18 protein-coding genes are annotated in these 25951 nt (G+C 51.9%); 9 read left to right on the forward strand and 9 right to left on the reverse strand.

Annotation, left to right across the window (positions count from 1 at the left end):
• Positions 1-141: 141 nt before the first annotated feature.
• From AAF564_07750 to AAF564_07775, 6 genes are all read left to right on the forward strand, one after another.
• Positions 142-1479: a T9SS type A sorting domain-containing protein gene (locus AAF564_07750; GenBank protein MEM8485429.1), complete on the forward strand. Its 1338-nt coding sequence runs from the start codon at positions 142-144 to the stop codon at positions 1477-1479.
• 15 nt (positions 1480-1494) lie between these two features.
• Positions 1495-2061, forward strand: coding sequence for a uracil-DNA glycosylase family protein (locus AAF564_07755; GenBank protein ID MEM8485430.1), 567 nt, complete (start codon positions 1495-1497; stop codon positions 2059-2061).
• Between the two features lie 135 nt (positions 2062-2196).
• On the forward strand, positions 2197-3759 hold the full coding sequence (locus tag AAF564_07760; GenBank protein MEM8485431.1) for an aryl-sulfate sulfotransferase: 1563 nt from the start codon (positions 2197-2199) through the stop codon (positions 3757-3759).
• Positions 3760-4351: 592 nt separating this feature from the next.
• Positions 4352-5290, forward strand: a complete 939-nt coding sequence (locus AAF564_07765) for an ABC transporter ATP-binding protein (GenBank protein MEM8485432.1) — start codon at positions 4352-4354, stop codon at positions 5288-5290.
• A gap of 9 nt (positions 5291-5299) precedes the next feature.
• On the forward strand, positions 5300-6133 hold the full coding sequence (locus AAF564_07770; protein ID MEM8485433.1) for an ABC transporter permease subunit: 834 nt from the start codon (positions 5300-5302) through the stop codon (positions 6131-6133).
• 18 nt (positions 6134-6151) lie between these two features.
• Positions 6152-7171 carry a DUF3352 domain-containing protein gene (locus AAF564_07775; protein ID MEM8485434.1) on the forward strand — a complete coding sequence of 340 codons (1020 nt, stop codon included), beginning with the start codon at positions 6152-6154 and terminating at the stop codon, positions 7169-7171.
• A gap of 54 nt (positions 7172-7225) precedes the next feature.
• On the opposite strand, the gene AAF564_07780 is transcribed toward AAF564_07775, so the two are convergent.
• The 5 genes from AAF564_07780 to AAF564_07800 form a co-directional block, all read right to left on the reverse strand.
• Positions 7226-8848: a DUF1501 domain-containing protein gene (locus tag AAF564_07780; protein ID MEM8485435.1), complete on the reverse strand. Its 1623-nt coding sequence runs from the start codon at positions 8846-8848 to the stop codon at positions 7226-7228.
• Positions 8849-8895: 47 nt separating this feature from the next.
• Positions 8896-10539: a DUF1800 domain-containing protein gene (locus AAF564_07785; GenBank protein ID MEM8485436.1), complete on the reverse strand. Its 1644-nt coding sequence runs from the start codon at positions 10537-10539 to the stop codon at positions 8896-8898.
• Positions 10540-10782: 243 nt separating this feature from the next.
• Complete coding sequence (locus AAF564_07790) at positions 10783-13416, reverse strand: discoidin domain-containing protein (protein MEM8485437.1); 2634 nt, start codon at positions 13414-13416, stop codon at positions 10783-10785.
• Between the two features lie 201 nt (positions 13417-13617).
• Positions 13618-15144 carry a GMC family oxidoreductase gene (locus tag AAF564_07795; protein ID MEM8485438.1) on the reverse strand — a complete coding sequence of 509 codons (1527 nt, stop codon included), beginning with the start codon at positions 15142-15144 and terminating at the stop codon, positions 13618-13620.
• A gap of 44 nt (positions 15145-15188) precedes the next feature.
• On the reverse strand, positions 15189-15644 hold the full coding sequence (locus AAF564_07800; protein MEM8485439.1) for a hypothetical protein: 456 nt from the start codon (positions 15642-15644) through the stop codon (positions 15189-15191).
• A gap of 186 nt (positions 15645-15830) precedes the next feature.
• Between AAF564_07800 and AAF564_07805 the strand changes: the two genes are divergently transcribed.
• Together AAF564_07805 and AAF564_07810 are read left to right on the forward strand one after the other, a co-directional pair.
• Positions 15831-16736, forward strand: a complete 906-nt coding sequence (locus AAF564_07805) for a ThuA domain-containing protein (GenBank protein MEM8485440.1) — start codon at positions 15831-15833, stop codon at positions 16734-16736.
• 9 nt (positions 16737-16745) lie between these two features.
• Entirely contained in the window at positions 16746-18716 is a 1971-nt protein-coding gene (locus tag AAF564_07810; GenBank protein ID MEM8485441.1) for a PVC-type heme-binding CxxCH protein, read from the forward strand.
• 69 nt (positions 18717-18785) lie between these two features.
• Here the strand turns inward: AAF564_07810 and AAF564_07815 are convergent, their stop codons facing one another.
• Both AAF564_07815 and AAF564_07820 read right to left on the reverse strand, forming a co-directional pair.
• Complete coding sequence (locus AAF564_07815) at positions 18786-20624, reverse strand: DUF1501 domain-containing protein (protein MEM8485442.1); 1839 nt, start codon at positions 20622-20624, stop codon at positions 18786-18788.
• A 100-nt stretch (positions 20625-20724) separates the two neighbouring features.
• Positions 20725-22212, reverse strand: a complete 1488-nt coding sequence (locus AAF564_07820) for a DUF1800 domain-containing protein (GenBank protein MEM8485443.1) — start codon at positions 22210-22212, stop codon at positions 20725-20727.
• Between the two features lie 483 nt (positions 22213-22695).
• Here AAF564_07820 and AAF564_07825 point away from each other — a divergent pair, with 483 nt between their 5' ends.
• Positions 22696-23502, forward strand: a complete 807-nt coding sequence (locus AAF564_07825) for a hypothetical protein (protein MEM8485444.1) — start codon at positions 22696-22698, stop codon at positions 23500-23502.
• A 300-nt stretch (positions 23503-23802) separates the two neighbouring features.
• Here the strand turns inward: AAF564_07825 and AAF564_07830 are convergent, their stop codons facing one another.
• Together AAF564_07830 and AAF564_07835 are read right to left on the reverse strand one after the other, a co-directional pair.
• On the reverse strand, positions 23803-24591 hold the full coding sequence (locus AAF564_07830) for a LytTR family DNA-binding domain-containing protein (protein ID MEM8485445.1): 789 nt from the start codon (positions 24589-24591) through the stop codon (positions 23803-23805).
• A 47-nt stretch (positions 24592-24638) separates the two neighbouring features.
• Entirely contained in the window at positions 24639-25751 is a 1113-nt protein-coding gene (locus tag AAF564_07835) for a histidine kinase (protein ID MEM8485446.1), read from the reverse strand.
• Between the last annotated feature and the right edge of the window lie 200 nt (positions 25752-25951).

A 25951-nucleotide genomic window follows, 5' to 3' on the forward strand; every position in this document is an offset into this window, starting at 1 on the left:
CGCGTAGTTTTAAAAGGATGTTCTGTAACGTTACTGCAGTCCGTTCCTCAAAACATCACCACCAGCCACCTGAAAGTGCATTCGTTTGTTTTTGCACTTTTGCGTATCGTTTCTCCATACTCACCCAATCCGAGGCTCACTTTGCCATCTCGTTTGCCTACCCGCCTGGCTGCGCTGCTTTCTTTATTCCTGTTGCTTCCCCATCCTTTTGCTTCTGCCCAGGTTACCGAAGCAGACTCTATGGCCCTCGTCACCATTTACAACAGAATGGGAGGCCCCAACTGGACCAACAATGCAGGTTGGCTACAGGACCGTGTTGGGAACTGGTTTGGGATTTCTGCCGCTAACAATCGGGTTTCCCGTATTGATCTGACGGGGAACGGCGTCACCGGGAGCATACCTGCAGCCATCGGCCAGCTTACCCATGTAGACACGCTTGCCTTTACTGCCAACGACCTCTCCGGCACTATCCCACCCGAGATAGGCGATGTAGACAGCCTCAGATTCCTTTTGCTTCCCAACAATGAACTCACCGGCGCTATCCCTGAAGAACTGGGCCAGCTCGCTGCGCTCGAGTTTATGGCGCTTGCCGGCAACAAACTCTCTGGTCCAATTCCAGCCACCCTCGGGCAATTGGACAATCTTGTCAATCTCGACCTCTTCAGAAATCAACTCGAAGGGCCCATTCCACCTGAACTGGGTGACATGGATAGCCTCGAGTTGTTGTTTCTGACGTCAAACAGAATTACCGGCACCATCCCACCTGAACTGGGGCAACTGGAAAACCTGCGAACGTTCCACTTGTCTGGCAACCTCCTTGAAGGCACACTCCCACCAACGCTCGGCGAAATGCCGCTGCTTCGTGTATTTGATGTATCCTTCAACAACCTCGATGGAGAGCTACCTGCATCGCTTGGCAACCTTGGTAATCTTGAAGTGCTGTGGATTTTCAACAACGTATTGGAAGGCACCTTGCCATCAACCCTCGGCGACCTCGCCTCCCTCAAAAACTTCAACCTCTCCAACACCAACCTAACCGGCAACATCCCTGAGTCGTTTATTGGCATGGAAATGCTTAACTCGTTCAACTATCGCAATACAACAGTATGCAGCCCGGTAGGCACTCCGCTCCAGGCCTGGCTGGATGGTATTGGTACCCTTACCGGCAATGGGATGGCGTGCGAGCCAACCAGCAACGAAGCTGTAGAACGTCCGCCCAATGTGCTAATTATTGAGCCACATTACCCCAACCCAAGCCGTTCTGTTACACACATTCGATACCGTTTGCCGGCGGCTAGCGCTGTAAAACTATTTCTGTATGATGCGCAGGGAAAACGCATCCAACAACAGACGCTTGGCAGCCAGGCGCCGGGCTGGCATGAAGCAACACTCAACTTAGACGATCTTCCACGAGGTACGTACTGGTATCAACTGCAATCTGATACCTTCTCGGCTACGCGCAGTATCGTTGTACAATAATCTATCTTGAAGCGTATGCAGTCCCTTTTGCAAGACATTGCCAATTGCACGGTATGTAGCGAACACCTGATCCTCGGCCCGCGGCCCGTCGTGCAGGCATCGCCAAAGAGCAAGCTCGTTATTATCGGGCAGGCGCCAGGGCTTGCGGTCCACAAAAGTGGTGTCCCGTGGCAAGATAAAAGCGGCGACACCCTTCGAGCATGGCTGGGGATGGCTGAAGAGACGTTTTACAATCCGGACCATGTTGCGCTGATCCCGATGGGTTTTTGTTACCCGGGAAAGGGCAAATCGGGAGACCTGCCACCACGGAAAGAATGCGCGCCGCTGTGGCATGAAGCGTTGCTTGACAAGATGTTCAACGTTCAACTTACGCTCTTGATCGGCAGTTACGCGCAAGGGTGCTACCTCGAGAAACGGGCGCATAAAACCCTTACGGAAACGGTACGGCATTTCAAAGATTACTTGCCACGCTTTTTTGTATTGCCACATCCCTCTCCAAGAAATAACATCTGGCAGGCAAAGAATCCATGGTTTAAAGCGGATGTATTGCCTGCGCTCAAACAGCTTCTTGCAACAAACTGACGCGGCCGATCAGTGCATCCCAAAAGGGGTACAACCAACACCCCTGCGTGTTGTAGTTTATGGCACAACATATGCATTCAAGCTCCTGATCACCTGAGCAATCGCTCGCCCATCCACTCCAATCCCTCATGCATCATGCGCAGGAATCCTTTTTCTGTTGTTCGTAACTGTTTTACCCTGCTTTTGCTGCTGTTTGTCATTGCGGCATGTGACACAAACAACCCGGACGAAAATGATGCATCTGACATCATTACCGGGCTTACCATTACACCTAACCCAACCGGTTACGCACCGCTAACCGCAGAAATTGCACTGCAAACCAACCAGCCCGTCCAGGTAGAGCTTTTTATTCAGGGACGCAATGGCGCACTAACCGACGTACAGCACCGGTTTGACGGTGTATCAGATGAAATGACATTGCCCATTGCAGGGCTTTACGCCGGCACCACAGAATTCACGCTTCGCTTTTTTGACGAACAAGGCGTCTCTCTTGGCCAAATATCAGAGGAGATCACTACCGACCCGCTTAGCATGGACATGCCTGAAGTGGTAATTGATGTAGACAATCCGTCATCCATGAAACCAGGCATGAACCTCACGGGCTACTTTGGCCACAACGGTACCTTCCGGCCCATGAAACCCCTCATCTTCGACGCCGGCGGCGATATTCGCTGGCATCTCGACTTCACCAACCACCCCATCCTCAACGACCTTTTTTACGACAACGGCCCCGAGCGCCTTGCCAATGGCAACTTTTATTTGGCAGACCAGAGCGCTGCCCGCATCGTTGAACTGGATTTGCTGGGCAATATTGTCAATGACTGGGACTTCCCGGGGTATGAATTCCATCATCACGTCCTCGAAAAACCCAACGGCAATTTTTTGGTCACGGCCACCCGGCTGGATGTAGCAACAGTTGAAGATTACATCATCGAAATCGACCGCAGTTCGGGCGACATCATCCGGGAATGGGATCTGAACCAGTCACTTGAGTATGGCCGGCGCGTGTGGGTATCACCGTTTGTCCCGCCCGACATCGACTGGTTTCACGGCAACGGACTTGCCTACGACCCAACAGACGACACAGTTATCATTTCTGGCCGCACACAGGGCACTGTAAAACTAACGGCGACCAATGAGGTTGTGTGGATTGTTGCACCACACCTCGACTGGGGTACTGCCGGCGACGGCACTGACATGAATACCAAACTGCTGCAGCCCCTCGATGCTAATGGCCAGCCAATCACCGACAGCGATATCCTCGACGGCAACACCAACCATCCAGACTTCGAGTGGTCATGGTACCAGCACGCCCCCGAACTCATGCCCGACGGTACCCTGCTTTTATTTGACAACGGCGACCGACGAAATTACGCGATGGACCAACTATACAGCCGTGCTGTTGCGTACCGCATTGATGAAACCAATATGACCATTCAACAAGTGTGGTCGTACGGCAAAGAACGCGGCGAGGAAACGTACTCGCAAATTGTATCAGATGTGGATTATCATGTAGATGAAGACAACATCGTCTTTATGCCCGGCGCCGCCGGCAGAAATCAGGGCGCTCCATATGGCAAAGTTGTAGAAGTGGATTTCAACACAAAAAACGTTGTCTTCGAAGCCACCATGACCGCCCCAACAGCCCAATTCGGTATCACCTTCCACCGCGTAGAACGGCTACCGCTTTACCCGTAAACAGGTTTAGCGTTGAAGGTTTCAAGTTTAAGGGTCAAAAACTTCGACATTCAAAATTCCTTGTTCGGTGTAAGGGGTGTTCAGAAAAATTTATTTAATCAATGCGTAAGGATGTCCCATAACGTAAAACGCTTTGAATTGATGGGTGCCCTTGGGACTTTTTGACAGTGCTAAAGGTCATACGCTATAGTGAATTGTAAGCTACAGCCTTGCATGAAAAACCGCGTACGTTCATTTCTTTTGCTTGCCCAAAAGAAACGAACCAAAGAAAAGGGCACCACCAAATAAAACGCACACTTTTATCTCCTTTCGCGCAGATCCTCCTGAATTTTATTCAGGAAAACGCTTCGATAAAAGCACCCACCGCACATCGCCACGCATTTGGTGGACATCCACGCACTAAATTGCTCAAAACGAATTAATCTTTGCTATCTACTGGTTTTCTGAACATCCCTGGTTCGGTGTTCGATATTCAACCCCACCCTGCTCCATATTGGCAAAGCAGCAACCTAACCCCTATCCTGCATTAACCAGTAACTTATCGGGCTGCTTACGTAGGAGATACGTGTATCCGTGAGCAGCCTGCAAATATATGCCGCAACCCAGTATTCAAGTATCGGGCCTGACCAAGGTCTACCGCAGCACCCTTTCTTCGGGCGTGAAAGCGCTCGATGACCTTGACCTGACGGTTGAGGCCGGCGAAATCTTTGGCCTGCTTGGGCCGAATGGCGCCGGCAAAACTACGCTGGTCAAAATTCTGCTCAGCGTGGTCCACCCGACAAACGGTACCGCAAGCCTCTTTGGCGCACCGGTTAAAGACCCGGCCGCGCGTGCAAAGATTGGCTTTCTCCCTGAAAATCATCGTTTCCCGGAATTCCTGACACCCGCCCAAATGCTCGACCTGTATGGTCGGCTGGCTGGTGTATCGGCAAACTTGCGTAAATCGCGCACAGACGAACTGCTCAATCTGGTCAACATGGGCAAGTGGCGGGATGTGAAGATTAAAAAATTCTCAAAAGGGATGATGCAGCGCGTCGGTATTGCGCAAGCAATGATGAACGACCCGGACCTCCTCTTTCTGGATGAACCCACAGATGGCGTTGACCCCATTGGCCGGCGGGAAATACGCGACGTCCTTGCTACGCTGCAAAACAGGGGAAAAACCATTTTCCTTAACTCACACCTGCTTTCAGAAGTGGAGCAACTGTGCACAAGCGTTGCCATTCTCAACAAAGGCAAAAAAATTCGCGAAGGCGCCGTAGAAGACCTGACCCGCGTTGAAACCCACTTTGACCTGATCACAACCCCCATTCCTTCGCCACTGCTGGCAGAACTGGCTGCCAAGGTCAACATCAGCGAGCAAAAAAGCGCCGCGGAGCTATCCACCTACCGGCTTGCGGAAGCAGACCGGGCAGCCTTGAACCAGGTCATTGATACCCTGCGGCAGCACAACATCGAAATAGATGAAGTGCGTCCGATGCGCCAGTCGCTGGAAGAACGGTTTGTTGCTGAAGTCACTGTAGATAACTAGAGCCACCACATGTTTGGGATTCTCCTCCTTACCCTGCGCGAACTCACCGCGAAGAAAATTACACTTGGCCTGTTTCTGATGAGCACGCTCATCTGGGTGCTGCTGAGCTTTGCCCTGAACCTGGATATCGTTGACGGCACCCTGGCCGGCCTCCGCATTTTTGGTCAGGAAGCACAAGAAAGTGGTAACAATCCGCTGGGCGATACCTCGTTGCTCAAGTTTGTTGTCGGCGCGCAAACAGCCGTGGCCGGCGCCAGTTACTGGATTGGTATTCTCCTGGCCCTCTTTGCGACGGCGCCCCTGATTAACAACATGCTGGAACGCGGACGCATCGACTTACTGCTTTCAAAACCGATTAGCCGGCCCAAACTATTGTTGAGCCATGTGCTTGGTGTTTTGCTGGTTGTCTTTTTGCTGGCAACCTACCTGATGGGTATGATCTGGCTGGTGATGTCGATCAAATCGGGCGTATGGCATACCCAGTTTTTATCGGCGATCGTGATGGTTATGCTCATGTTTGCCGTCATGTATAGCATTGTGCTGTTACTGGGCGTAACCACGCAAAGCACGGCCCTATCGCTAATTGTTACCTATGGACTCATTTTCTGCTCGATCATATTTGCTGCAAAAGACCAGCTGGCGATGCAAATCAATCCTCCGTGGCGACAGGTATATCTGGGGCTGTATCATGCCTTACCCAACTTTGCCGAAGTAACAAAAACGGTGGTGCAACTAGCAGGAGGAGAAACCGTAGAGACATGGTATCCGCTTTTTTCCTCCCTTTTGTTCGGCGCAGTAGTCTATGCGCTGGCCTTTTTCCAGTTTAATCGCAAAGATTTCTAACCTGTTTCAGGTACACCCATGAAGCGCATTTCTTCTTTTTCAAAAATGACGGCCCTGATGTTTGTGGCTGTCGGCCTCCTGTTCACTGCATGTGAACCCTATCAATTCCAGGCCCTCAAAGGCACCGTTACTACGGAAGCCAAAAACGCCATTGATGTGTTGCCGGCTGACGTGATGTACGTCGCCATGATGAACACCCAAGATCTGGACAACAACGAATTCACAGACGTACTTGGTCCGCAAGGTGCTATCTATGGCAATTCTTCGCAAGAAGGGGTTGCCATGCTCATGAGCTTTCTTGAGGTAACCAACCTTGACCCTGAAGAAGATCTTCAATCTATTTACCTCGCTGTAAGTGAATCAGATCGTTCGCAGCCTGATTTCAGTGCCGTTGTTTATGTTGAGAATGACCCGGAAAGCCTGGAAAATTATCTTGAAAACTATGCAACCGGCACCAAGCAGATGCGGAATTACAAAGGCATCAATATTTTCGAATCCACCGACGGTGACGCCCCAAGTGTTGGCCTGGCCAACGAAGAGATGGTGTTATTCGGGAGTTCGTCGGTATTGATCGAAGCGATGATCGACAGGCTACAGGGTGAAGCGTCAGTCACGCCGGCGTTGTCTTCTGATGACGACATGATGGCGCTTGTGGAAGATGCAGCAATAGGTGGGAGCGGTTGGTTCATCGGCAAGAAGCCAGCAGATGCAAACCTGGGCTTCAATAACAACATGACCGATTCAATGGCACGCGACGCGATGCAAATTTGGTCAGCCCTCGACTATGCCGTGGGCACGTTGAATATTGAGGGTGATGGTTTTGACTCGCAGGTGCTTTTTTATCCCAGCGAAAATGTCTCTACAGATGACATGGCAAGCCTTATGAATGGCCTGATTGCCGCAGCAAAGGCATTTCCAGAAATTGAGGCGCAACAACTCGAAGTACTGGACGATCTGCGTGCAAAAGCATCTGGTGATTATGTGCGTATCGCCATGTACATCGACAACAACATGATCCAGACCGTCAGTGGACGATAAGATTACTTTTCATGGCTACCGCCATGGCCCTGGGTGTAAGATGCCGGCTTTACGCTAGCGTACTACGCTCAGGGCTTTTGTTTGTACGCCCCTTTCGGTAGTCAAGCGGTAGAAATACCGTCCGGCTGGCAATCCTTGTGTTGCAACGGGCACCTCATAGCGGCCTGCTGGCTGCGTAGCATCCACAACCGACATCAACTGCCGCCCCTGCACGTCGAATACTTCAAGCCGAACAGGGGTTGTTGCCGGCAATTCGTACCCAATGGTTGTCAGGTTTACGGCAGGATTCGGATAGTTTTGCATAAGGCGGAAAGCGCCGGCATCTGGCGCATCATCCACAGCGATCGGCAGCGCCCCCAGGAAATTGAGCGTGTCAAAAGATCCGCCTAGCACCGAGTTGGCTTCGCCATACTCAAGCCCAAACCATCCTTGCAAAATAGTCTGGTAAACCGCGCGGAAGTCTACATTAAACAACGGGTCGCCAAACTGATCGGTAGCGGTAAGGTCAGGCATAGCGCCGTACATCCCGCCCTGCAGTTCATTCGCAAGTACAAACAGGGGCGCAGCTGTGCTGTGGTCCGTACCAAATGACCCATTTTCAAACACAGACCGACCAAACTCGGAGAACGACATAATCAGTACGCGGTCCATCAACTCGGCCGCTTCCAGGTCTTCCACAAACGACTTGACGGCACCGCCAATTTGCTGCAGCAGCTGCGTGTGTAATGGTTCTTGCTCTGCATGCGTGTCAAATCCGCCAATGGACACCACGTAAACACGGGCCCCTAGTTCTCCCTTAATGAGTTTTGCGACAATAGACAGGTCTGAGGCAAGTGCTGTATCCGGATAGTTTACCTGGTTGGTTGCATTGCCGGCGGCATCCTGAATCGCTGTGGCATAGCGGTACGAATCGTTGATTACCTGGCGCGCATATCGCATTTCATTGCCATAGGTCGTCTCCGGAATCCCATCAAAATCAAACGCGATGCCTTTGCCGGCCAACCGGTCAAATGCGGCCGGACTCGCAATGGACATCCCCGTGTTTTTACCAACCCCATTGAACAGGAAGGAAGACCCACCTAACTGCACACCCAAAGGAAATGGGGATGGCGGCTCACCAAAGGTCGGAAACATGGTTTCCATGGTACGACCGGTCCAGCCGTCTGTGATAAATGTGTCCCCATCGGAGGCAGACATCCAGATGTCCGTAGACCGAAAATGTGAAAGGTTGGGACTCGGATATCCGACCCCTTCAACAATAGCCGTACGGCCATCAGCATAAAACGGGTACAGGTCCGCCAATGCGTTGTTCAGGCCCCGATCTTCATTCAACGCGATGGTATCACCTTTTGCAATGGCAAGATTTGGCCGCTCGCTGTAATACGTGTCATTGTTTACAGGCACAATGGTATTCAGTCCATCGTTGCCGCCGTCCATCTGAAGCAAAACGAGGACGCGATCGGTGTCAGCGCCACGCAAGGAATTCAGCATAGACGATTGTCCGAATGCTGTCATTGCGGTTTGCTGAAACATGAAACTTCCGCCAATGGAAGCTACACCGAGTGCCTGAAAGAATTGCCGACGCGACCACTGCGCGTGCTGCTTTGCGTGGGCTTCACCATGTTCGAGGCGGCTTCCGTCACGAAAGTTGGTTTTATTTTTTTTATCTGTATGCATAGTACTGCACAAAAAGAATTGACTGGATGACGGTTTACAGCGTGGTATTAGTTGAGGTGGATCTCTGGGAGTTGGTAGAGATAGATCAGAAACCTGCGCACCCGGTCAATAGCGCCCGGTTGGCTCAGGTCCCATTCATACCACGGCGTACCTTCAAGCAGGCGTTTGGTCAGATCCAGCACGTAGTCCGGCCCGTTTGCAAATTCATCAGGCACAGGCTGTACACCGCCCGATAGATCACCGGAAACGGGATCGATAAACAGCTGCTCAACCGCAACGGGTGAGAAGTGCGTTGCCAATGCCAATGGCAGGCGGAACGCGGCGTTTGCATCTGACGCATCATGGATGCTATTGGCCATGGCCAGCAGCGCATCATCAGGGATGTAAAAGTTTGACACGTAGAATCCGATGTACTGGAATCGGTCTGCCACACTGGAAGTGGTGAGCCAGCTTCGGTATCCGGGCCAGCCGGCAACGTTTGGCGGGTTAAGCAACGCCTGGCCGCTATTTTTTACGCCATACACCATGTCGAGAAACGCACGATCGCTGGACGCGGTAACGCCGGCCTCGATCACCATCCCAACATACAACTCCGAAGGTGACTTGAAGCGGCCGCCAATGACGTCAGCCGAGAAAAAGTGCTCGCTCGAAATCAGCGTTTGCATCACTGTTTTTATATCAAATCCGCTCGACTTGAACAGTGTCACCATCTGCTCTACCACCTCCTCGTTCGGGGTGTGATACACAAACTCGCGGTACATCCGGCTACAGATGTAATGCGAAATCTGGTCAGCACGCTGTTCAAAAATGATGTCGATGACCTGATCGTATCCCCAATTGCCCGTTTGTCCAAAAATTGTTTTGGTGCCGGCATCAAACAAACCGGCGGCAAAATTAACAGACAACGAATCGAGGTCGACTTTCCATCCCGTTAGTGCGCGGGCAATCTCCTCGATATCAGACTGGGTATAGTTAGGATTTCCGTTTTTATCGTTAATCCCCATCGTGAAGAGCTCAAGCAATTCACGCGCATAGTTTTCGTTTGGCTCACCGATTTCGCTGAGAAATCCGTCGAGGTAGTACAGCATGGCCATATCACGGCCAATGGCATGCACCAGATCTTTGAAATTGCCCAGTCCCTCGTCGCGCAGCAACTCGACGTACCGATAGGCTACGGCGCTTACACCGTGCGTATCGTAATCGGTGACCAGTAAATTGGCCCAGAACATGGTCATTTTCTCGCGCAGGCCATGTTGCTGCATTTCGTGCAGCATGGTTACCTGCATATCCTCAAACCAGCGAAAGTTCTTGTCGATAAACTCAAGCTGCTCTTCGAGTGGTGCGCGCCAGTCAACAGGCGGCAAACTGGCCCAATCAGGCTCTTCGGGTTTGGGTGCTGCAGCTGCTTCAGCAAATAGCTGACTCACAGCTTCATTGGCCGGCATACCGATGAGCGCTTGCAATCGTAGCGGCGCAGCGCCGTAGCTGGCACGCCGTAGCAGGTGCGCAGCTTCTTGCCGGCTCAGCGGAGTTGTACGCGGCGTAAGGTTGGCATTGGCCAGCACTGGTTGTGCTGTCAGCGAATTTTTGCTCGGTGATGGTGAATCAACAGGTGCTGTCCGTGGCGTAATCAGTCCACGTTCAACCATCAACCGCGCTATATGGGTTTTATAGACGGGATTCGAAGGCATAGAAATCGGAAAGTGCCTATGGAGATGAGTAATAGGAGCCGGAACAGTGCTCAGCTACTTATACTCCGTTATTCCACAACGTTCTCGGGAGAGGGGCAAAAATCTGGGAGAGGGGCTTTTCTGCGCGTCTGGTCGCTAACAGCGGGCCCAAACCGGACCCGCTCGCGCTTTTAATGAATGTCGTCCCGTTATTTAAGGATTCGGGAATTGCACGCTACAGCAACAATCACTGGCGCTGAAGTATCACTCATTTTGCAATGGACCGGCTACTTCCACGCCAAACAGCTTTAACTCCTGCATGGACCACGGAGCTTCATCTTCCGTTGCGTGTTGGGTGATACGCACAAAACGAGCCTTCGTCGGCGCAAAAGCGATGGTGATGTCCGAATGCTCACCAGTGCCCTCTGCTACAGGTTGACTCCACGTTTCACCGTCGAGTGAGGTCTGCACGCTGTATGCTCGCGGATACGTTTCCAACGGTGGTGGTGCATCTGAACCGCCACCCCGCCACTTTGAGGGCGACACAAATTCGATCTGAGCCAGCGACACGGGTGCTGGCATTTCAACTTGAAACCACATACCCGGAACCTGCGGTGCGCCAGTCGACCATCCCTCAAACGACAACGCGCCAATAGGAGAAGCCGATCCACCTACGCGGCTATCTGCTGTATGACTAGCACTCACTTTCCACACGTCACGATCAAAACGAAGCGGAGCCGGCACCGATGCCTGCAGGGTTTCATAGGTATAAGGTGTCGTTTTATCCGCCGTTGCTGCACGTACGCGTGCTACGGACTCAGGGGTCACCATTTCTGCTTCATTGGACAGGTTAGTCCGGATAAAGGAGGCAACGGACGCGATCCATTCATCCGTTTGCTCAGGCATCCCAAGCATAATGCCGCCCGGATATGATATACCGTCAATTGGGCCACTGATGCCGTGTAGCAGGGTTTTAATCACATAATCCTCATGCCCGTACACATGGTCAGAGTTTGCTAGCGGTGGGGCCATAAACTGGCCATTGCCCACATCCATACCCGTACCGTTGTTGCCGTGGCATTGCACACAGAGGTCATTAAAAATATCAGCACCATCTTCCAGTCGCTGCTGTTCTACGGCAGAAAGTTGTGGACCACCTCTTCTGCCATAATTTGGTGGATTGAGGATTTTGTCGCCCACAAACTGCACGCCGGCAGCCGGGTTTGCTGCCATCGCCTGTTCAATAGCTTCTGTTTTGTTTGATGGATCCAGCACCTTCATGGTTAACATGGCCTGGATTGCTACGTCAGCGTTTTCATCGGCGGCAAGGCGCTCGTACATCGCATCAAAACTGCGATCTCCTTTTTTGTAGAGCGACTCACTTACACGCAAAGCCTGGATCTGCATATTGGGCGATGCATCGAGCAATAACGTATGGACAAGATCTGCGTCCAGGGCGCTGAGTCCTTCGAGGGTCCACAACGCGTGATACTGCGCATAGGGGGTTTCGCTATTGCGCACCATGGCTTCAAGTGCTGGCACCACCGACTTATCCTGTTCTAACACAAGCAGACGCTGGGCAGCATCCCGCCACGTTCCGTTTGGGTGCGCGAGGTGGTTTACCCACTGCGCCGGCGTTTCGCTGTGCATCTGCGGACGCGTTGCATCGCGCGGCGTACCTTTGTGCGTGATCCGCCAGATCCGGCCATGACCAAACGCTTTATCGAGTTCGTATTGTTTGACCTTCGCGCGCAAGAACGTGCGATTTTGCACCCAATTGCCCTGCTGAATGATACCGCGGTACATATCAACAATATACACGGAACCATCAGGGGCAGAGGCAATGTCCACCGGTCTAAACAATGGATCCGTAGATCGAATAAATTCAGAGGAATCAGCCTGGTAATAGTTATGAAGTTGCGTGAGACCTTCGGTGTTGACAGGCTCAATACGCCGAACAATGCGGCCCACAGGTTCACCGTAGAGGTAATGCCCGGCAAGATCCGCCGGCATACGATGACCGCGCACAATATCGTTGCCGGCTGACCCGGTTACCTGGTTTAGCGTACCGTCTTCCCGAGATAAAATCGGACCAGGCTGATAATCACCTACGCCGGCGATCCCATAAGGCACCTTAAATCCATCAGCGTATGGTTCATCAATATCAAAATTGCCGTAGACAATCGGAAACTGGAAATAAGAGGGCAACCCGCTGGCCCCGCCCTGAAACCACATTTTCCCTTCGTTGTCCTGTGTAACGCCCCATTGCGCGCGATTCGATCCGGTTGACTCTTTCTGAATGCCGTTTGGTGTCCACCGTATTCTGAAATTGTTATAAGTACTGTACAGCCAGTTGTCCATCCCCCAGTAAAGGAAAGATTGCTGATGTTCGACGTTGCCCGACTTGCCGTAATTGGTGGTGAAGAGCTCCTTTTTGTCAGCCTGGCCATCGCCATCCACATCGGTAAACAGGTATACCTCGTCTTCATTCGATTCCATGGACAGGATGCTGTTTTTCCCAAAAGGCATCACAAAGCGCGGAAAAATCAGGCTATCTACAAAGATGTGGTGCGTTTCATAGACGCCGTCATCATCCAGGTCTTCGTGCATCGAGATGCGGCTGAGCGGCTTCAGCTCATCGGTTGCGTCGATGTCCTGCATGTAGGTCCGCAACTCAAGCACAAACATGCGCCCATCACCATCAAACGCAATCGCCGCCGGCTCCTTGATGACCGGCTCGGTCAACACCGGCTCTATCTGGTAGCCCGGTGGCAATAAGAAATGTGTTTGCGCATCTTCAACAGACATCGGCCGAATGGGGATCGCCGGCGATATGGTATCTTCCACGGCTACGAGCAATTGCCCCATGGCATCATGGTGGACCGATTGCTGGCCCATCAATAAAATTGGATCTATCGGCTCAGGTTGAGCAACCGGTGCAGGTGTGAGTTGCTGCGAAGCAGGCGAGCACGAAAAACCAATGAGTAGGCAAACGCAGATGGTGGTAAACAGCAAGATTCTGCTGCTGTAGCTAACACGGAGCATAAGGGCGACCACTGAGATTAGGGGTGCAAAGACGTATCTCTCAAAGTACGTATTTCACACCTTGCTCTTCAAGTGATCAGCGAGGCGAATTGCGAGCGCCAGCAGCGTCAGTGTAGGGTTTGCGGCACCAGCTGTAGTAAATGTGGACGAGCCGGCGACATGTAGGTTGTGGATGCCATGCACGGTGCTGTTTGTATCCAACACCCCTTGCTTTGGATCATCGTGCATACGCGTTGTACCCATGTGATGAAACCCACCACCAAGAAAAGAAGGCCAGTTGTGGTCATCATCAAACAGCCAGTCCAGCAGTTGAATCCGACCGATATCCAGCCGCCCCATTTCTTGCCCGAGCAATTCGTAGAAAATGCGTATCGACCGCTTGTCGAGCTCGCACAATTGCCAGTGTAGATTTGCCAGTGGCATCCCCATGGCATCTACCTCCTCGCTCAACTCCACACGGGAATGCGGATTGGGCGCCTGTTCAGCGCGCGAATGTAGTTTGAATGCTTTGTATCCCTCGGGAGGTGCAGCAGGAAAAACCAACGGCCGCCGCCCTCCATCTTCCATTTCCCAGACCCGTTTGCGCTCAGTGAATCGCTCAAAAAAGCTTGTCAGCTTCTTGTCAAACATGCCTGGACGCAACGATGCTGTGCCATTCAGGATTTGATGTTTCTCTTGTACCAGGTCTGTCACCGCCAATTCACCACCGGGTAATAACCCGCCGCCCATGCGTCCCAGATACATTTTCATCGGACTCTGCTCGCGCAGGAGCAGTTGCGCGCCCCCCATCTCAAAATGCTCCATAAAGAAACGGCCCACGACGTCGTTATCGTTTCCAACTCCCGCCTTATTCTGCTTATTGGAGGCCAGCAGCAACCGTGCGTTTTGAATAGCGCCACATGCAAGCACATAATGTTTCGCCCTCACCCGGTGCGTTTTGTCATTTAGCGTTTGCACCTCGATTTCTTCAATCGACGAAACCGTATCATTGGCTTTCACCTCGGTTGCCCGCGCATGGGTCAGCAACCGAATGTTATCTGCCTTTTTGATCGGATCACGGTATTTCACGCCAAAACGCGTAGGTGGACTAAACTGCCACATTTTGGTCCAGAACACTTCACTATCCAACGGCAGGCGCTCGAATCCCTCAAGCGTCGCTTCATAGTGGACAGCGTCGTATTCATAGGGTCCTAATTCGACGTAGGGATGGGCACGTGCATAGAACGGATCGAGGGCTTTTTTTTTGAACGGCCAGCCGCTGTACGGAATCCAGTCGCGTTTTTCAAAGTCGATGGGGTCGAGTGGTGAACACCAGCCGGCCCAGTGTCCGGTTGTGCCTCCAAAATAGTGCAATCGGGCAAACTCGAGTGGTACTTGATACGGCGCGCCAAGGCTTTCGCCACAATAAAATTGCTGCATTTCGAAAGACGGATCAAAACCGCCGCCTTCGAGCAGTACAACTTTATGCGCTGTGTCCTTCCATTCCATCGCCATGCAAATGCCGGCGGCGCCGGCGCCGATGATGCATAAATCAGCTTCAATAAGCGTGTTGTTTTCGAGCGTCCGGGCATCAGTATGCATAGGGAGGTACCAGCAGTTCGTAGCGGGTGAGGAGTAGATGACGGCTAAACGCCAAATTGCTCCAGATGAAAGTTCAGGTGTTTGTAACATCCCCAACCTAGTTCAGCGTCGGTCATGGCACCAAACAACACGTGATTGATTGCACGACGCTCCGCCTCCGTAAGCGCACCAAGCTGGTTCATAGCAGCCAGCAAGTTCGCCTTTTCGTCTTCAAATACGCGCTCACCCTCTATGAGGTATTGCGGATGCGTACGCGCATTTCGGGAATAAGGCACATCGTTAAACACGACTTTTCGGATGGGACCTTTCAGGAGTTTGACAAAAAACGGGGTTCCAACCAGGGGCTTCCCATTCATCACTTCCTGAACCTCCGCACAGTGGGCCATCATCTGTGCAACAGTCATCTTGCCCCAGGCCGGCTTGCTCTCAGGCGTAAGCTGATTGATACGGTCTATGCATGACTGCCGCACAGATTCGTCGAGTAAAGATTTAATGGTCATGACATTTTCGGCGCGTTTACGTGTGCCCCTCATTATAGGGGGCACAGCCAACATTAGGTATGGGGGCCGCAGCCAGGGCAGCTAATTAATAAAAACCTCATCCTTGCGACTAAACAATCAAAAAACGAACTTTTAGGGAGATTTTGTAGGCAAAATCGATTTCCCAGCCATTAGAAGGACTCTGTCATGCGCACAACCCGCCTCTCTGTACTCGCCTTAACGCTGCTTGCTGCACTGTTTTTTACATCGTTTTCTGGTTCAAAAGCCGCCGCCCAGTCACAAGAAAGACTGCAGGTGCTTTTTCTTGGAGATACGGGCCATCACCAGCCTGCCAAACGCATGCTGCAGATTTATCCCTATATGGCTGCCCGCGGCATTCACCTCGTGTACACAGATGACGTGTCTGAACTTAATCGAGAAAACCTGGCACACTACCATGCGCTGATATTCTTTGGCAACAGCCCAGTCATCTCCAAATCGCAGGAAACAGCGCTGCTTGATTTTGTTGCAAGTGGTAAAGGCCTCGTCACGTTGCATGCCGGCATCGCGATGTTTGGTAACTCAGACGCCTACACTAACCTCGTTGGCGGTATGTTCAAAAGCCATGGAGAGGGAACGTTCACCGTGAACCACATCCGACCGAACCACCCGGCCATTGCAGGGGTTGATCCGTTCACGAGTTGGGACGAGACGTACATCCACATGCGGCACAATCCCGACAAAGTGGTGCTGGCTGTGCATGAAGAAGATGGCAGGAGAGAACCATGGACCTGGGTGCGCGAACATGGTGAAGGGCGTGTGTTTTACACGGCCTGGGGACACGATGAGCGTACCTGGTCGCAAGCCGGCTTCCACCAACTAGTCGAACGCGGCTTGCGCTGGGCTGCTGGCGACTGGGCACTCGAAGCAGACTGGTCGCCTGATGCGTTGACATACGCGCAAGATGGCGAAATGCCAAACTACCCGGCCGGCCTGGGCTGGGGGGTTACCGAGGAGCCTTTTACGGACATCCAGCACCCGCTATCACCGGAAGCATCGGTGAATCAAACTTTCATTGAACCCGGATTCAGCATGAACCTATTTGCCGCTTAACCCGACCTCGTGAACCCGATTGACATGACGTGGGATGAACGCGGCCGGCTGTGGGTTGTAGAGACGCTGGACTACCCCAACACCTTCACCCCCGATCGCAAAGGACAGGACCGAATCAAAATTTTGGAAGACACCGATGGCGATGGTCGGGCAGACGAGATCACCATTTTTGCGGAAGGGTTGAACATTCCAACCAGCCTGGTGCTCGCAAATGGCGGCGTCATCGTTGCGCAGGCGCCAGACATGTTATTTCTGAAAGATACTGACGGCGACGACAAAGCGGATGTGCAGGAAGTACTGTTTACGGGCTGGGGAATTGCCGATACACACGCCGGCCCCAGCAACCTCCGTTATGGATTTGACAACCAGATCTGGGGCGCCGTTGGCTACTCAGCATTCAACGGTTCTGTACATAACCAGGATTCACTTCGCTTTGGCCAGGCGCTCTTCCGCTTTGCCCCAAATGCTGCGTCCATCGAACACATGGCAACCTTCAACAACAATACGTGGGGCCTGACGCTTTCAGAGGATGGATATGTATTTGGTTCAACGGCCAACGGCAACCCGGTGCTACACGCTGCCATACCCGAGCAATATTACCAGCGTCTGTTGGAAAACAAGAAGCCGTACGTGCTTTCGAGTATTGCAGACGACGCATCCTTTTTCCCTATCGCCCCCAAGGTGCGGCAAGTAGACTGGCACGGTAAGTACACAGCCGGCTCTGGCTATGAACTCTACACCGCCCGCGCTTTTCCCTCGGCCTATTGGAATCGCATTGGCTTCATCGGCGGCCCAACCGGGCACTTGCTTGGCAAGTTCATCCATGAAACCGATGGCAGCGGCTTCAAAGCGCACAACGACTGGAACATGGTTGCCAGCAGGGATGAGTGGTTTTCGCCCATACAAATGCGTGTGGGCCCCGATGGCGCGCTTTGGATTATCGACTGGTACAACCTGATTATACAGCACAATCCTACGCCACCGGGATTTGAATTAGGAACGGGCAACGCATACGAAAACGAACTGCGCGATAAACAACACAGCCGTATTTATCGCATCGTGTACGACGAAGCGCCGGCGGCCCAAACCACAAATCTTGTTGATGCTTCGCCAGCGAAACTCGTTGCAACCCTCAAGCACGATAACCTTTTCTGGCGTATGATGGCGCAGCGGCTCCTCGTTGAACGCGGCCAAACGGATATCTTGCGGGACCTCTACGCGCTTGTTGAAGACGTACGCACCGACAAAATCGGACTGAATGCCGGCGCAATCCATGCGCTTTGGACCCTGCACGGACTCGGAGTATTGGACGGCAAAAACACTGAGGCACTGGCCGTGGCAACGCAGGCGTTGCACCATCCTTCGGCCGGCGTCCAGCGTGCTGCACTTATGGTCCTTCCGCGAACCCATCACCTGCTCGATGCCATCCTCCAGGCCGGCATGTTACCCGACCCAGCTGTGCCCGAAGGCATGAGCTACACGGTAGGCATCGGCCAAATGGATACTGCAGATCCCCGCCTTCGTCTGGCGGCCTTGCTTGCGGTGGCTGATATGCCATACTCGGAGTATGCCGGAAACGCTGTGGCCGATTTGATCAGTGTGCCGGATAATATGAACGACAAAGGCATCCGCACAGCGGCGATGGCTGCAGGATTACAACACAATGCCGCGTTTCTCGTTCGCGCCTCCCAAATACAGCCCAGATCGGACACGACGTATACCAAACATCTCGAAACCGTCCTCAACGTAGTAGCAAAACGCGCCGTGACGGCCGGCATGACCAGCGACCTCCTGCCGTTAATTGACGCATTATTGCAACCGGCGGAAGCCCCCAATCCACAGCTGGTAGAATCCGTGTTAAGCAGCTTGCTCCAGGCAGCCTCCCAGCCGGTTTCGTTACCGACATCGACAACGAAAAAAATTGTAGCGCTACAAACGCAATTGTCAGATGGCTCGGCGCAAAAAAAATCAGAGCAATAAACAAAGCCGGCTGCATGGGGATGAACTCCCAGTGCAGCCGGCGTACGTACAAAATGTTTGTGCCTGCAGTTAGCGTACCACCGTCATGCGACGTACCGCAGTGCCGAGTGGCGTAGTCAGTCGACAGATATACATGCCACTCGCCAGACCACTTGCATTGAAGGTAACCGTGTGTTTGCCGGCAGACATACTGCCCTGGGCAAGCACTTCAACCTGTCGGCCCGTCATGTCGTACACGGCTACATTGGCGCGCATCGTTGTTGGCAGTTCAAACTCAATTCGAGTGCTGCCGGCAAACGGATTTGGATAGTTTTGCTGGAGCGAGAACTTGACGAGGTTTTCGTCTCCCACACCAACAGAGCCTTCTCCATTGTCACCACCATCTCCACCGCCGCCGTCACCGCCATCTCCGCCGCCACCGTCACCGCCATCTCCGCCGCCACCGTCACCGCCATCTCCGCCGCCGCCGTCACCACCATCTCCGCCGCCACCATCTCCACCACCGCCGTCACCACCATCTCCACCGCCGCCGTCGCCGACACCACCATCGCCAGCATCCGGGTCTCCATCATCGCCGGAGGTACCATCGATAAACGCAAACGCGCCAAAATTACCGCCGAAGACAGCTGATGTTGTATCTACATCTAACTCCAGCCAGTTACGCAGCACGGAGCTATACACTTTGCGGAAGTCTGTTGTGTGCACAACGTTACCGCCGCCCGTTGTATTACTGAGATCGGACTCCGTACCGTAGAATCCGCCAGCTACACCATTACCCATCACGATGACGGGCGCTGCTGCGCCATGGTCTGTACCGTTGGAGCTATTTTCTCCGATACGCCGGCCAAATTCTGAGAAGGTCATCATCAAGACGCGATCCGCGTCACCGGTAGACTGCAGATCATCGTAAAATGCCCGCATTGCGCCGCCGAGTTTTTCCATCAACTGCCCGTGGCGCGTTTCCTGGTTGGTGTGCGTATCAAATCCGCCAAGGCCTACCAGGTAAATGTGGGTTTTCATCCCCCCTTTAATCATCCGGGCAACCTGCGAAATGGTATCCGACAACTCGTTGTTGTTTGGATAATCAACGCTATTCGACACACCCGACATTGCATCGCTGATGATGCTGGCATACTCGTAGGAGTCGTTACTGATGGTCCGGGCAAAAGCCAGTTCCTGTCCATAAATCGAGCTCGGCACGTCCTGCTCATCATAAATGCTACCACCATCTGCAAGGCGGGCAAAAATGGAATCGCTCACAATGTTCATACCCATAGGCCCAACGGGACCTTGCATGAGCACCGAAGATGATTTACCAAGCTGTACAACCAGCGGGTAATCTGGTGGATTGAGTGCATAGTTGGGATGCGTTTCACCCATCGTACGGCCAATCCAGCCTGTATTCAGATAATCATCAGCACCACTACCCGTTGCCCAGATATCGGTAGACCGGAAATGTGACAGGGTTGGATCGGGATAGCCAACACCATGAATGATACCCAGATTCCCATCTCCCCAAACGTCTTCAAAGCCGCTAAGCGCGGGATGAAGACCAAAGTCGTTGTTTAGCTTGACTGTGTCATTCGAAGAAATCGAAATACTTGGACGGTTCTGGTAGTAAAGATCATTCGAAATGGGGACCACCGTATTGAGGCCATCGTTACCACCGGTAAGCTGAATGAGTACAAGTATGCGGTCCGTTTCGATGTCGCGGAGGGAGGAGAACATCGAGTGATTCGCATATGCAGAAATAGAAGTATTACCTATCATGAAGCTTGCCGCAGCACCGCCTAAGCCCATTCTGAGCATAAAATCGCGGCGGCTCCAGGTCTGATGGTCAGCTGCATGCGCCTTGCCATCAGAAAGCAAGCTTCCTAGTCGAGAGGTACGGGGATGCAATTTACACATTGATTTATTTCCGTGTATGATTGGCTTAATTGTGTGACGTCGGTTACAGGCCGGCTGCGGCAGGGGATCAGGATTGAAGGTGCAGCGTGCCTGGTCCGAATCAGATTAGTTGGAACTCGGGAAGCTGCGTCAGATAGGTCATGTAACCACGTAGACGGGCATTCGCGACCTGCTCTTCGATATTCCATTCATAGTCTGGCATACCGTCGAGTAGCACTTCCGTCAGGTCGGCATAGTCAGCTTCACTGAGCGTCTGCGGCAAAAAGAAGTCGGCCAACTCCCTGGATAGCGCGTAGGGGTCGTTGGGGTTTGACATCTGCTTGGCGAGCGGAATGAGATTGGCTGACGGATAGTCACCGGAGCCATTGATCATTTCGCTGACGTAGTTCCAGCGGAGGGGAAGCGTACCCGTGGACAACCAGGATTGATAACCCGGCCATCCGGCCACGTTCGGCGGATCGAACAATTTCTGCCCAAGGCGCTCCGCGTTTTCGTGCATTTCTATTTCGCCTGTCTCATCGAGCGTCAGGCCGGCTTCTGCCACAAATCCGTTGAGCAATTCCACCGGACTTTTGTACCGCGCGCCCATAAACGCTGCTTCAAAGAAATGCTCACTGGCAAAGAGGGTGCGGAGCACGGGTGCCAATTCAAAATTGTTGGCCAGTAAAATTGAAGCCATCTCACCGACGATATCCGCATCTTCTACAGCATGCACAAAGAAGCGATAAAGTTCACCGCAAACATGGTGTGCAATCGCAGAGGTGCGTTCTTCAAAGATAATGTCGATGGCCTCATCGTACCCAAATTGTCCGGTTTGGCCAAAAATGGTTTTTGTACCAAAATCGTATCGTTTGTCGTCTACATAATGGCTGAGCGTAGACTCGTTGATGCGCAATCCGGTAAAGCAGCGCGCCAGTTCAGCTATATCGTTTTGGGTGTAGTTTTCCTGGCCGTTCTCGTTCAGGATGCCCATTGTAAAGAGTTCGAGCAACTCGCGGGCATAGTTTTCATTCGGGCCTGCATCTTTGTTCTTGATCGAATCAAGGTAGATGAGCATGGCAGGGGTAATCCCGATTTCATGCGTGAAGTCTTTAAAATTACCCAGCGCGTGCTTACGCAGTACGTCTAGATACTGGAACATGTAAGAGGACAGGTTATAGGCTTTTGCTGCTGCCACAAAGTGATTGCTCCAGAAAAAGGCCATTTTTTCGCGCAGGCCTGAATTGCGCATTTCTTCAAACCAGCCGAAGATCACTTCTTTTTTGTACGTCCCATCGTTTGACCCGTTAGGATACCACGACGGTGGTGCCGGACGGGGCGTATTGATGGCCGTATCTACTACCTGGTTTGCAGCAGTAACGGGATCAAGCGAGAGCACCTGGTCTATTTCTGCTTTGGTTGCCCCAATGGAAGTGCGACGCAACAGGTGTGCGGCTCTCTTTGCATTCCAGGGTTTCTGATTGGAAGGGTTGTAAGGTTCGAGGCCGGCCTTCACCTTCAGGGTGGCAACAGGTTGGCGCTCTTGTTCGGGGCGGGGTGCAAGTTTAGTCAAGAATCCCCGCCGACTTATCTGTTCTGTAGTACCCATGGTCTCACAAAAACGATAAAAGGGATTATGATGATCGCAGAGAAAGGGGGCAGTACGATTGGGGGGATAAAAGCCGTTAAACAACAACTGGGCCAAGAATAAAAAAAGCCCCAAACTGCGTAATTTTGGTGTTTGTATTGCGCGGGCTGGCTGGTTACGAAGGGCCTAATCAGCCAATATCACTTTGTATCTTGAATAGAGAATGGCGCACCGGTGGCTGCCGCCTGAAAGTAAAGGCCTGCTTAAAATTTGCGCATGGGGTGTGCAGACCTTTTATTTAAGGTTTGTATCGGATTTATGTTGATTCTTTTTAAACCGCAGCCCATCCTCGGGGTTATGTGGTGTTTATAATTAGGCCCTTTCAACTGCCCTGGAACGATTTGTATTGTCGCCGGCTACGCAAGCAACTTCAAATTGAACGACATATCCACGAACGATTTACCAACGATTTACAAAGCTAGATCACCCGACCGAAGAGGCTACATGTCCAGCGAAAAGAGAAAAAAACCATCCGACTCGGCCGCAGCAAAAAAAACTGCGCGGAAGAAAGAGCCAAAACCAGGACAACGCTTTTGGTTTGAAGTCTTCTCCCTGTGGTTTATGAACGAGATTGTCTTCATCATCCTCCCCATCGTTGTCATCCTGCTTATTGATATTGCATTCAGTACGCAAATTCAGACCGTTCTCCTCCTCCCTGAATGGAGCTTTGCAGCGATTGTGCTTTATGGCGTATCCATTAGCAACACCATAGAATTGAAAGCGAAGTACCACAACGACTTCTCCCCGCGCCTGTTTACAGGTACGAAGGCGTTAACGATTCTGTTGATCGGAGCCGTTATCACGCTCACACTCGCAGTGTTACGGGAAAATGGCGTCGAAATAAGCGGTCAGTTTGTCTTCATAGCACAGATTGTCCTGTTTACGCATGCTTTGCTCAGCGTTCTGTTTGTTGTATTTGCGCGTCAGGAGCAGCTATGGTTGCCCCAGCGCTACCCGGAACGCTTTACGGATCAGGAACTGATGCAGTACATCGTACACCTGACCAAAGATGCTGACCAAACCCTGGGCCGGCTTCGGTTTGCCCTTGAAGAGACTGGATTCAACAGTTCTAAAATCCATCCGCGCGACGAAGCGTATTTCTCGTTTTTCATCGATGAAATTGAAAAGTCTATCGGACAGATAAAAGATCGGTGGGTACCGGCAAAAGGCCAGCAAGCGGATACGGTGCGCCCGGATCGACCGCAGTTGCCTCCCGTTCAGGAAGTACGCCGAGAAATGGCCGGCGGCTGATCAAAATTTACCACACATTAAAAAAGAGCAGCGGCCTGGCCGCTGCTCTTTTTTTGTAGCCCATAATTTTTTCCGCCCTGCCATCTTTATCCCCAGACAAGCGTCAAAAGACAAAAAAAATGCGGTCCCTGTATGCTAACCACCATTATACATACAGCGAGACCGCATTCCTTCATAGCATTATAGCTGCTGTTAATACACACCTTGCAGCATGCATACACACCATGATTCAGTTTTTATCAAAAAAAGTCGACTTTTGGATCTATATCTCTAAAAGTGGCTCCAATTAAATCGACCAAACTAACTTTTTAGCACCTTTTCGACGCTTTCCCAATACCGCCGGCTGAGTTTAAGCTCTTTACCATTCTTCAGCAGGATGATATAATCACCATGGAAATAAGGTTTGAGCTCACTGATGCTATCAATACGCACAATACTCGACCGGTGAATGCGTACAAATTGAGCGGGGTCCAGCTTCTCCAGCATACCACTCATCGTTTCGCGCAACAGGTGTGACTTGCCGTCAATGTGAATCGATACATAGTCGCCGGCCGCCTCAATCCAGTCGACATCCTCAACACGGAGAAAATACATCGACTGCCGGTTCTTGATCATGATGCGTTGCAGGTATGATGTATCGGCTTCAACACTTGGGCTGGCTGGCGTTTCATTGCCGGCTACAAGCGCAGCCAGTCGCGCCCCAAGTTCGCCCACCTGTTGCTGCTTGATCATCACCCGTACCCGTTCGAGGGCTTGCTCGAAGCGTTCATCGTCGAATGGTTTGAGGAGATAATCGAGGGCCTGCGCTTCAAAGGCCCGCAGGGCGTATTGGTCATAAGCGGTTACAAAAACCACAACAGGCATGTTTGCCGGCCCAATCGTCTCAACAACTTCAAACCCATTCATCACCGGCATCTGGATATCAAGAAATACCAGATCAGGTTTTGTATTGGCTATTGCCTCAACTGCTTCTTGCCCATTCTCGCAGACAGCAACCACTTTTATATCCTCGTGATTGTCGAGCAAGAGCTGCAGCGTATCTCGGGCAAGGCCCTCATCGTCTACAATCACCGCGCGAATTTCAGACATTTATCTCTATTGTTTTATTAAGCAGCGTTTTTTCGCCTGCTACCCTTTCAGTCTATCGTATGCTGCACGGGAATGGTAAGCTGAACCAGCAATCCCCCATCTGGAACGTTATGCAGGGTTACCTGCTGATTATCGCCGTACAATCGCTGCATTCGTTCGATAGAGTTGGATAATCCAACCCCTTTTCGGGCCGTCTCGATTTTTTCGATGCCTGGCCCATCGTCCTGAACGTCGAGCACCAATTGATCGTGCGTGATGGTTGCACGAATGATAATCTGCCCACCATCGCTATGCGGTGCGATGCCATGGTGAATGGCGTTCTCTACAAGGGGTTGCAGGATCAAGTTGGGGACATAAAGCCCAAGGGCCTCTGGGTCAACATCTTTTTGTACCACCAGACGATCCTGAAACCTGATTTTCTCGATCTCCAGATAGCGGTCGAGGAAATCCAGTTCTTCTTCGAGTTTGATTTGCTGGGTCCCTTGATTTTCCAATGCAAGCCGCAAAAAATCACCTAGCCGGCCCAGCATTTTGACTGCCGTACCATTTTCATTTTTACGCACCAGCGCTGCTACCGAATGCAGGGTGTTAAAAAGAAAATGTGGATTGAGCTGCATCTTAAGGGCCCGCAAATTTGCCTGGGCCAGTTGCAATTCAAGTTGCGAAGCCTGCCGCTCCTGCTTTAGAAACCGCATGTAGTAATCGAACGCGTTGTAAAACCCGAGCACGGTCCAGAATGCGAGAGCGTTTACGTGCATTCGTGAGGTAAAATGTACTTCGTACAAGGTGAGGTTCATGGTTTCATGCAATCCTGTAACACGAAACAGTACCAGGTTAAGGAGTGCGTGTATCCCAAGAAAAGCCAACATTGCCGGAATGTATACTGTCGGAATCAACACTTTCCACGATTCTTCGTTTACGGGAAACCGTTGCGCCAACTTGATAATGAGCGGCGTAAAAATCGCCCATGCGTACCACCAAGGTAGCGTGCTTACAATTCCGTATAGCCAGGAGACAGGCTGCGCCGTTACAATCAGGTTCAGGTGATAGTAACTAAGGGCTGTAAGCGCAGGAATGGACCAGAGGGCAAAGTAGAGGGTCCATTTACGCCACTTGGGCCAGTTCCAGGGTACTACGGGTAGGGAAATTGCTGCTTCCATATAGGCTGCCTTTATTACGCTGTTGTTTTACGGTAGTATTTTTCGTCGTGTCAATCCACAGCCGGCCCACACGCCAAAAGCGCATGGACCCGCTGTCTTTTGAAAGATCTCAAGAGAAAGCAATGCGCATTTCTGTCAAGTCCTGAAATAGGTTGACAATGAATTAGTGTATAGTTTGTGATTTAAGCCCAGTTCGGTAG

Source organism: Bacteroidota bacterium, assembly GCA_039111535.1.
GTDB lineage: Bacteria > Bacteroidota > Rhodothermia > Rhodothermales > JAHQVL01 > JBCCIM01.